The organism is Streptomyces colwelliae (assembly GCF_048158785.1).
Lineage (GTDB): Bacteria > Actinomycetota > Actinomycetes > Streptomycetales > Streptomycetaceae > Streptomyces.
This window is the reverse complement of sequence record NZ_JBLTJC010000502.1, coordinates 1-6357: the sequence shown is the minus strand read 5'-3', so window position 1 is coordinate 6357 and position 6357 is coordinate 1. Positions and strand designations below refer to the sequence as shown.

At 71.7% G+C, this 6357-nt stretch carries 7 protein-coding genes; 5 read left to right on the top strand and 2 right to left on the bottom strand.

Annotated elements, in window-relative coordinates; genetic code table 11:
- From ACNFOC_RS49040 to ACNFOC_RS49025, 4 genes are all read left to right on the top strand, one after another.
- A partial coding sequence (locus ACNFOC_RS49040) for a transcriptional regulator (protein WP_416965482.1) occupies nucleotides 1-904 on the top strand: 904 nt, incomplete at its 5' end.
- A 184-nt stretch (nucleotides 905-1088) separates the two neighbouring features.
- On the top strand, nucleotides 1089-1502 hold the full coding sequence (locus tag ACNFOC_RS49035; protein WP_416965481.1) for an STAS domain-containing protein: 414 nt from the start codon (nucleotides 1089-1091) through the stop codon (nucleotides 1500-1502).
- Nucleotides 1503-1566: 64 nt separating this feature from the next.
- The gene (locus ACNFOC_RS49030) at nucleotides 1567-2313 is read left to right on the top strand and encodes a GAF and ANTAR domain-containing protein (RefSeq protein ID WP_416965480.1); all 747 of its coding nucleotides are present in this window, start codon (nucleotides 1567-1569) and stop codon (nucleotides 2311-2313) included.
- The gene (locus ACNFOC_RS49025) at nucleotides 2310-3059 is read left to right on the top strand and encodes a GAF domain-containing protein (protein WP_416965479.1); all 750 of its coding nucleotides are present in this window, start codon (nucleotides 2310-2312) and stop codon (nucleotides 3057-3059) included. Before ACNFOC_RS49030 ends, ACNFOC_RS49025 begins: the two co-directional genes overlap by 4 nt.
- Nucleotides 3060-3065: 6 nt before the next feature.
- Here the strand turns inward: ACNFOC_RS49025 and ACNFOC_RS49020 are convergent, their stop codons facing one another.
- Nucleotides 3066-4070: an acyl-CoA desaturase gene (locus ACNFOC_RS49020; RefSeq protein WP_416965478.1), complete on the bottom strand. Its 1005-nt coding sequence runs from the start codon at nucleotides 4068-4070 to the stop codon at nucleotides 3066-3068.
- 237 nt (nucleotides 4071-4307) lie between these two features.
- Here ACNFOC_RS49020 and ACNFOC_RS49015 point away from each other — a divergent pair, with 237 nt between their 5' ends.
- Entirely contained in the window at nucleotides 4308-4679 is a 372-nt protein-coding gene (locus tag ACNFOC_RS49015) for a hypothetical protein (protein WP_416965477.1), read from the top strand.
- Here the strand turns inward: ACNFOC_RS49015 and ACNFOC_RS49010 are convergent.
- The coding region (locus ACNFOC_RS49010; protein WP_416965476.1) for an AAA family ATPase at nucleotides 4654-6357 on the bottom strand (1704 nt) is incomplete at its 5' end. The two genes, ACNFOC_RS49015 and ACNFOC_RS49010, sit on opposite strands and share 26 nt — an antisense overlap.

Genomic DNA, 6357 nt, shown 5'->3' with positions numbered 1-6357 from the left:
CCGCCGCACCACCCTCCTCGCAGCCGCCGCCGTAGCCGTGGTCATCGCCGCCACCGCACTCGTCCCCCGGCTCGTCTCCGGCGGCGACGGCAGCGGCGACCGGAAGCAGGAGGCCGGCTCCGTCACCTCCACCGGACGCGGCACCAACTCCCCCTCCGCGTCCGCGAAGTCGACCTCCTCGCCCTCCTCGTCGGCCTCGCCCTCCCGCAGTGCGAGCCCCTCCGGGTCCGCCACGGCGAAGACCGGCGCGTCCGCCACCCCGAGCAGCAAAGCGGGTGGCGCCGACGTGGCCGCGGGCATCCCGCTGACGGTGACCTCACGGCCGTACGCCTGGGAGAGCCCGTGCAGTCAGACCTACCTGGTCGACGAGGACGCGGCCAAGGTTCCGCCGCCGCCCACCGAGCAGGACGCTCCCAGCTGGGTGAGCGCGCTGGGGGCCGTCTCCGCGGACAGTCAGTTCCTGGAGCTGACTGTCCAGGGCACCGGGCAGGAGACCGTCGTACTCCAGTCGCTGAACGTGCGGGTGGTGCAGAGCGGAGCGCCGCTCGCCTGGAACGCGTACGCCATGGGGTACATCGGGGTCGGCTGCGGTGGTGGGGTGCCCACGCACTCCTTCGACGTCGGGCTGGACGCGATCCGGCCGGTGGCCACGCCGAAGGCCGGGCAGACGGGGCTGCCGTACAAGGTGAGCGAGAGTGATCCCGAGGTCCTGTACATCACCGCCGCCGCGGCGTCGCACGATGTGCGCTGGTATCTGGAGCTGGCGTGGACCAGCGGGACCCGGCACGGGGTGCTGCGCATCGACGACCAGGGGAAGCCGTTCCACACCAGCGGGATGAGCGGGCGGCCGCACTACGGCTACTCACTGGACGACAGCGAGTGGATACCGCATCAGGCCGACTGAGGTGAGCACAAGGCCGAAACCGGTACCCATGTGCTGGAAACGGCTCCCGGCATATCCCTTCCCGGCAGTACGCTCGTCGTACGGCAGCCCAGGACCCCGGCCCTCTCCGTGCAGTCACGTTCCGCGCAACAGAGGCCCTGCGCAAGAAGGCGAAAGCCACTCTCTGACAGGGGAGATGGGGTACATGGGACCGCATCCTGATCTGTTCGGCGAACCAGACGGGCAGACGGACGGACAACCGGACGGACATCCGGACGGACTACGAGTGGTCCGGGCGGGCGGTGAGCTCGATCTGACGACCGTGCCCGCCTTCGCACAGGAGCTCAAAGAGGCCCGGCACGGCACGGGGCCACTCTTCGTCGTCGTCGATCTGCTCGACGTGACCTTCATGGACGGCAGTGTTCTGGACCCGCTGAACGCGGCCTGGGAGGAGTGTCGTGAGCGGCTCGGGTGGCTGCGCGTCGTGCACTCCCGTCCGGGGCCGTTGCTGGTGTTCCGGGCCGCCGGTCTGGTGGAGCGGTTTCCGCGGTACGCCAGCGTTCAGGACGCCTGGAAGGGCGTGTTCGCCGACCGCGCGCTGGAGCGCCGGGCCACGTAGGGTACGGCAGACGTCGGTCGGCGCCTCGTCTCGAAGCGCCCCGGCGGCCGCGGAACGGAGCACGGTGATCAGCGACGGCATGGCCGAGGTTCTGCGGTCGCTGCGCCTCGGTGAGGGCGGCGATCCCGCGCAGGCCTGCGCCCGGGCGCTGGGTGCCGAGGGCGTCGCCCTGTCGCTGCTGGTCGGTGTCGACCGCACGGCCGAGCCGCTGTGGTGCCACCCCGAACTGAGCGCCCGCTTCGAGGAGCTCCAGTTCACCCTGGGCGAGGGCCCCGGCCCGGAGGCCGTCCGCACCGGTTCGCCCGTGCTGGAGCCGGACCTGGACCGGGTGCGCCCCGAGCGGTGGCCCATGCTGCTGCCGGCCGCGCGTGACATGGGCATCCAGGGCGTGTGCGGGTTCCCGCTGGGCATCGGTGCGATCCGGGTCGGTGTCCTGACCGTGCTGTGCGACGGGGACAGACGGATCAGCGAGCAGCAGTACGGCGACGCCACCGCCCTGGCGGCCGCGCTGACCGGCGTGTTCCTGAACGGCAACGGGCACACGAACGGCACCGCACCCGGACCGGACGCCATGCCGGCCTGGCCGACCGGGCTGAACCGCCCCGTCGTGCACCAGGCCACCGGGATGATCAGTGTCCAGCTGGGCGTGCCCATCCAGGAGGCCCTGCTGCGCCTGCGGGCCCACGCCTACGGCAGTGAACGCCCCCTGGGTGAGGTCGCGGCGGACGTGGTCGCCCGCCGGCTGCGCTTTGGCGACGAATTGGACGACGATATGAGCGGGCCGTATTCGCCCGACACTGGAAAGGGATGATCGCCATGGCCCGCGAACGACGTCTGGCCGAGATCTTCGTGGAGGTCGCGGACTCCCTGGTCGAGGACTTCGACGTCATCGACCTGCTGCACCGGCTGTCCGCGCGCTGCGTCGAGCTGCTCGACGTGTCGGCGGCCGGCATCCTGCTCGCCGACGCGCACGGCGAACTACAGATCATCGCCGCCTCGGACGAGCACACCCGCCTGCTGGAGCTCCTCGCGCTCCAGCACGACCAGGGCCCGTGCGTCGAGTGCTACCGCACCGGCGCCGCCCGCACCAACATCGACCTGACCCGGGCCGAGGTGACCGCGGCCTGGCCGCGCTTCGCCGCGCAGGCCCGCGAGACGGGATACGTGGCCACGCACGCCATACCGCTCCGGCTGCGCAACCGGGTCGTCGGCGCGCTCAACCTCTTCCAGACCACGCCGCACCGCCTCGGCGACGACGACATCGCGCTCGCCCAGGCCCTCGCCGACGTGGCCACCATCGCGGTGCTCCAGCAGCGCACGCTGGAGCAGTCGCACCTCGAGAACAGCCAGTTGCAGACCGCGCTGACCAGCCGCATCCTCGTCGAACAGGTCAAGGGTGTGCTGGCGGAGCGCTGGAACACGTCCGTCGACGACGCCTTCACCGCCTTCCGCTCCTACGCCCGTGCCCGCCATCTGCGCCTGTCGGATCTCGCGGCGCAGATCATCGCGGGCGACTTCGACACCCGGACCATCCCGGCACCACCGCGCGCGTCGTAGCCGAGGTCAGGCGCGGCGGGCGGCGACCCGGTCCGCGGCCGGCCAGTGCACGTCGTAGGCCCAACCGGCGCGCTCCATCAGGCGGATGACGGCGGCCGACGGGTCGATCTGGCCGCGGTCGACGCCGTGCCGGGCGCTGGTGGGGTCGGCGTGGTGGAGGTTGTGCCAGCTCTCGCCGAAGGAGAGCAGGGCCAGCGGCCACAGGTTGGTGGCGCGGTCGTGGCGCCGGGTGCGGAAGGGGCGGTCACCGATCATGTGGCAGAGCGAGTTGACGCTCCAGGTGACGTGGTGGAGCAGCGCGATGCGCACAAGTCCCGCCCACAGCAGGCCTGTCAGGCCGTACAGCCAGCTGCCGCCGATCGCCCAGCCGAGGCCGAACGGCAGCGCGAGCGTGAGCAGGCACAGCAGCGGGAAGGCGCGGGAGACGGCCCGGATGTCGGGGTCGGCGACGAGGTCGGGGGCGTAACGCTCGGGCGGTGACTGCTCGTTGCGGAACAGCCAGCCGACATGGGCGTCGAACAGTCCGTGCAACTGGCCGCACAGATGGGTGCCGTAGCGGTACGGCGAGTGCGGGTCGCCGGGCCGGTCGGTGAAGGCGTGGTGGCGGCGGTGGGTGGCGACCCAGCCGATGACGTCGCCCTGGAAGCTCATCGACCCGGCCACCGCGAGCGCGACGCGCACGGGACGGATGGCGCGGTACGAGCCGTGGGTGAGCCCGCGGTGGAAGCCGACCGTGACGCCGAGGCCGGTGACCGTGTAGAGGACGGCCGCGAGCACGACGTCGACGGGGTGGATCAGCCGTCCCCACAGCAGCCAGCCGGCCAGGCCAAGCCCCACGAACGGCAGGACGACGATCGCCGCCGTGACCCCGACGTAGATCCGGTCCCCGCTGTCCCGGACGGGCGCCGGGCCCTCGTCCGGCGGGAAGGGCGCGGTGCCGTCGTAGGGCGGGGGCGGCGGGTCGGTGCCCGCCGGGATCCCCGTCGTGGACGGGGTGGAGATGATCGACATGCCGGGACTCCTCGGCCTCGCTGCGGATGGCGCGGCCGGGGTCACGGGCTGCCCCTGTGAAGGGAAACTCTCTCTTCAAGGTACTCTCGCGCGCTCCCGAACGCGTCGGCCGGGAGCGCGTGACCGCCGCGTTGACACGAACCGTCGCCGCACGTTGACTGGCAGCACGGCGCAGGGCAGTGGCCGGCGAACGGACGATCCCAATAACGCCTTCGGGCGGGACGGAAGCGACTCCCGATGATGTACGACCAGACACGCGCCCAACAACCCGCAGGCCAGAACCGGGTCCCCTCCGAACGCCGCACCCCGGGCCCGGAGCCGCTGCTCCCGTCGAGCGAGCGGGACAAGGTCCTCCAGCGGCTGCGACACGCCCTCAACACCTTCGCCGACACCCCGCGCGACGCCCTGGCGGAGGCGGAGAGCGCCTACGACGAGGCCACCGCCCAACTCGTCGCCGCCCTCGCGGCACGCCGCGAACTCCTCCGCGCCGGCTGGGCGGACCAGGACTCCGAGTCCCCGGTCGAATCCCCGTCGGAGTCCGATTCCGAGGAGTTCCGCAACGCGCTGCGGCAGTACCGCGAGATCACCCAGCGGCTCCTTCAGCTGTAGCCGTCCGCCCGTACGCCGCTTTCAACTCGCCCCAGCGCAAGGCCTGTTCGGCGGTCAGGGTGCCGCGTAGCTCCCCCAGCTTCAGCAGGTTCGCCTCGGCACCCGGCCCCAGCGTCTGCGCCTCGGCGGTGTAGTGGTCATCCAACACAGCGGACAGTTCCGGTGAGTTCATCACCGGCTCGATGCGCTGGGCGACGCGGTTCATGCTGCGGTACGACCCCTGGAGCCGGAACGGCGGTTCCGTGCGGGCCGCGTCCGTCGTCGCCGCCGACGCCATGTACGCGGAGTTGACCGCCAGCACGGTGTCGCGGGCGGTGATGAGGTGCCCCAACACCGCGATGATTCGGGCCAGTTCGGCGGGGTCGCAGGCGTAGGACAGCCGGTCCGCGCGGGCGGTCGTGTCACCCTCCGCGAGGCGGATCAGCAGGTCCAGGTCGGCCCGGTCGCGGCCGGCCAGCGGGGCGAGGACCGGGTTGGAGGTCAGCGCGTTCTCCAGGAAACTCAGCGCGAACACCGCCTCCTTGCCGGTCAGTACGTCGCCGAGGTTCCAGACGTCGGCACGGTTCGCCAGCATGTCGGGCACCCGGAAACGGCCGCCCGACTCGGCGTAGGGGTTACCGGTCATGCAGACGGCGAACCGTTTCCCCCGTAGGTCGTATGTACGCGGTACGCCCTCCCACACGCCCTCCACCCGCCGCGTCGCATCGCACAACGGGATGAATTTCTGGAGGAGTTCGGGCGAGGTGTGCTGGATGTCGTCGAGGTGGAGCAGCACGTTGTTGCCGGCCGCCAGCGCGAAGTTGACCTTCTCCACCTCCTGCCGGGCCGTCGCGTTCGGTGCCTCGGCCGGGTCGAGGGAGGTGACCCGGTGCCCGAGGGCAGGCCCGCTGACCTTGACCAGCACCAGCCCGAGCCGGTCGGCGACGTACTCCATGAGGGTCGTCTTGCCGTACCCCGGCGGCGAGATGAGCAGCAGCAAGCCACTCGTGTCGGTCCGCCGCCCCTCCCCCGTCGTACCGATCTGCCGCGCCAAGTTGTCGCCGACCAGCGGGAGATACACCTCGTCGACCAGTCGGCCCCGCACGAAGGACGACAGCACGCGCGGCCGGTACTCGTCGAGGCGCAGCCGGTCACGTTCCGCCGCCACGAGTGCCGTACGGCGCCGCTGGTAAGCGCGATGACCGGGGACGTCCGACACCCTGAACTCCCGTGTCCGGGCGAGGAATTCATCGACCCGGAGCGACAACGCCCCCGCCTCGATCCGCGGATGCGAGCCCAGCAGCCCCCCGACCGTCTCCGTCAGCCGCGCGTCCGACTCGTACCGCCGTACCTCCGGGCAGAGTTCGGCGGCCACCGCCTCCGCGAGGTCCCCCGGGTCGGTCTCCGTGCCGGACGCCGTCGTGTACGCCGTCAGCCAGGCCTCCACCAACTGGCGGCGGGCGGCCAGCTCACCGACGGCGAGCACGTCGTCGTCGTAGGCCGAACTCCCCACCGTGCGGCGGAACTTGTCGAGCAGTGTGCGTGCCGCCGCGCTGATCACGAAGCCCTCGGGGCCGGTGGTCAGTTCGTCGAAGAGGTACGCGGCGGCGGGCTCGCCGGTCCGCTCGGCCAGTTCCGTCAGGAAGTCGGCGACGGCCGGGACCGGTCCGAAGGTGTCGCGGGCCCGCGCGAGCGAGCG

Bases quoted from the DNA above. Each gene is read 5' to 3' on its own strand.
- ACNFOC_RS49035 (WP_416965481.1), top strand. From the start codon at position 1,089: ATGGGACCGCATCCTGATCTGTTCGGCGAACCAGACGGGCAGACGGAC.
- ACNFOC_RS49025 (WP_416965479.1), top strand. From the start codon at position 2,310: ATGATCGCCATGGCCCGCGAACGACGTCTGGCCGAGATCTTCGTGGAG.
- ACNFOC_RS49020 (WP_416965478.1), bottom strand. From the start codon at position 4,070: ATGTCGATCATCTCCACCCCGTCCACGACGGGGATCCCGGCGGGCACC.
- ACNFOC_RS49015 (WP_416965477.1), top strand. From the start codon at position 4,308: ATGATGTACGACCAGACACGCGCCCAACAACCCGCAGGCCAGAACCGG.